Genomic DNA, 1943 nt, shown 5'->3' on the forward strand with positions numbered 1-1943 from the left:
CTGACTGAAAAAATCAGAGGTATAGCATAAAGTGGAGCAATCTATTTTGGCTATGTCTCTTTTGTTTTTGGGAAGATTGGAGGAAAAAGAAATGCCAACATTGCAAGAAGTCAAAAACCAGATGGACAAAGTACGGACTCAATTAGAGATTTTTGATCGCTTTGATGAGGAAATCAAGAAAGCAGAAAAAGAAGTTAAGGATATCAAATCCAAGAAAGCAGATGTACAAACATTTGAAGATTTTCAAGCTATTAACGTAAAAGAAAAGTATATTGCTGATATGAAAGAGCAAAGAACAAAACTTGAGAAAGAACGGATTGACTCAATCGTAGCAGACGCTAGAAAAATTAATGCATCAGGTTATTTAGGAACTGCATTAGAGCAAGATGAAACAGTGAAGCGCCAGCGCCAAGAAATCAAGCAGAAATCTATTGAGCTTTTGGAATTGATTGCAAACTATAACGAAAATTACAAAAATACTGCTGAAAGATTGGCGGATGAGGTAAGAGAAACAGGTATCGAAGAGTTATTTGACCGCCTGAATACATCCCCAGAATATAGTGGAGTAAGTAAGCCTTACATTTATAGTGGTGTAGCTGGTTATATGGGAAGCCAATACCGCTATTTAGATCCGAGTGATGATTTGGCGTATTTTGTGAATCGTATTAACTATTTTGAAGGAGAACAATAATGAAAGATGAACATAAACAACTATTTCAAGAAATCGAAGAAGAGAAGAGACAAGCTGACTTACTGCAAGGACTTGCCAAGAACGTAGAAAGTATTTCAAAATCTTATGAAGAGGAAGCTGTGACCCTTGAAGAGTTTAAAGCTATGGGCTACAAGCGTAGACATGAACTATTTGAGAAAGATAAAGCCCTGTATGATAAGCTACTAGGCAAGGAAAAACGCGGTTTGTGATGTGGAGGGGAGCAATCCCCTTTTTTTACATAAATCAGACAGAATTACACACGAGGTAGGGGAATGGTTAGAAGTTCAAAAGCAAGACTAGAAAAGTTAGAAGAGTATGCTGGAAAGATGGAATATGCAACAACTGATGAATGTATATCTTTATATGTGGATTGTTTAAGATTTGCTTTTCAGCAAGATGAAATAAAGATAGATATGGATGATTTTATTAAAACACCATTTAAAGATATTAAGCTAGCAGACTATAAGAAATCAAAAAAACGTATGGATGAACTTAGGGAAATGACTGGGATAAGTGAGTTTTCAGAATTAGAGCAATAAAGCGAGGTGAACAGTATTTGACAGGATTAAGCAGAAAAAAAGAAATATTTATGGCCAATTATCTCATGACTGGGAATGTAAAAAAAGCTAGTGAATTAAGTGAGATTACCAGAAAGACGGCTTACAATTACTTGAACGATGCAACCTTTAAGAGAATTTACCGTGAAAGACGTAGCGAACAACTCAAGGAGTCTACTACGCTGTTACAGAATGCAAGCGTTGAGGCAGTCAATGTATTAAGGGAAATCATGCTTGATAAGACAGTAAGCCCGTATGCGAGACAACAGAGCGCCCAGAGCATTCTAAACATGGCTTATAAGGCGGTTGAAATGGTTGAGGTAGTGGAGCAATTAGAAATATTAGAGGCGAAGATACTAGATGAAGGCGATTAAAAACCGTTTAAATAAGTTGAATAAGTTAGCGGTGGTTGATGAAGTTGATACCGTGTTTTTGACGCAGATTGATACTGGACATTTTGAGGTAAGATATAGGATAGGTGGAAAAAATCCCAAAGATATTATAGAAGTCTATCCGACAAAAGAAGAAGCAGAAAAAGATATTTCACGAATTAAAAATACAAAAGGATTGCGGATATTCTGGGACAATATAGGTTTTTGTGATGAATAGAGCTTATCAGTTATCAATCAGATAAGGAGAGTATCCTTGAACTCCGAGCGAACGCCGAGAAAACG

General features: G+C 36.4%; 5 protein-coding genes. All 5 read left to right on the forward strand.

The genetic code is table 11. From position 1 onward, the window contains the following. Positions 1 to 76 precede the first annotated feature (76 nt). The 5 genes from HT687_RS10655 to HT687_RS10675 all read left to right on the forward strand — a co-directional run bounded on the left by HT687_RS10655 (position 77) and on the right by HT687_RS10675 (position 1878). The gene (locus tag HT687_RS10655; RefSeq protein ID WP_240152487.1) at positions 77 to 691 is read left to right on the forward strand and encodes a hypothetical protein; all 615 of its coding nucleotides are present in this window, start codon (positions 77 to 79) and stop codon (positions 689 to 691) included. Beyond that, positions 691 to 921, forward strand: a complete 231-nt coding sequence (locus HT687_RS10660) for a hypothetical protein (protein ID WP_000650801.1) — start codon at positions 691 to 693, stop codon at positions 919 to 921. The genes HT687_RS10655 and HT687_RS10660 overlap by 1 nt, the downstream gene beginning before the upstream one ends. Before the next feature lie 63 nt (positions 922 to 984). Further along, entirely contained in the window at positions 985 to 1251 is a 267-nt protein-coding gene (locus HT687_RS10665; protein WP_000252561.1) for a hypothetical protein, read from the forward strand. A gap of 50 nt (positions 1252 to 1301) precedes the next feature. Next, positions 1302 to 1643 (forward strand): hypothetical protein, encoded by a 342-nt coding sequence (locus tag HT687_RS10670; RefSeq protein ID WP_000035041.1) that lies wholly within the window; start codon positions 1302 to 1304, stop codon positions 1641 to 1643. Then, positions 1630 to 1878 carry a hypothetical protein gene (locus tag HT687_RS10675; protein ID WP_023935894.1) on the forward strand — a complete coding sequence of 83 codons (249 nt, stop codon included), beginning with the start codon at positions 1630 to 1632 and terminating at the stop codon, positions 1876 to 1878. Before HT687_RS10670 ends, HT687_RS10675 begins: the two co-directional genes overlap by 14 nt. Positions 1879 to 1943: the final 65 nt, after the last annotated feature.

Origin of the sequence: Streptococcus sp. 1449, assembly GCF_013276805.1 — a bacterium.
Lineage (GTDB): Bacteria > Bacillota > Bacilli > Lactobacillales > Streptococcaceae > Streptococcus > Streptococcus pseudopneumoniae.

Coding starts and splice junctions, on each gene's coding strand:
- HT687_RS10660 (WP_000650801.1), top strand. CDS start 691: ATGAAAGATGAACATAAACAACTATTTCAAGAAATCGAAGAAGAGAAG.
- HT687_RS10665 (WP_000252561.1), top strand. CDS start 985: ATGGTTAGAAGTTCAAAAGCAAGACTAGAAAAGTTAGAAGAGTATGCT.
- HT687_RS10670 (WP_000035041.1), top strand. CDS start 1,302: ATGGCCAATTATCTCATGACTGGGAATGTAAAAAAAGCTAGTGAATTA.
- HT687_RS10675 (WP_023935894.1), top strand. CDS start 1,630: ATGAAGGCGATTAAAAACCGTTTAAATAAGTTGAATAAGTTAGCGGTG.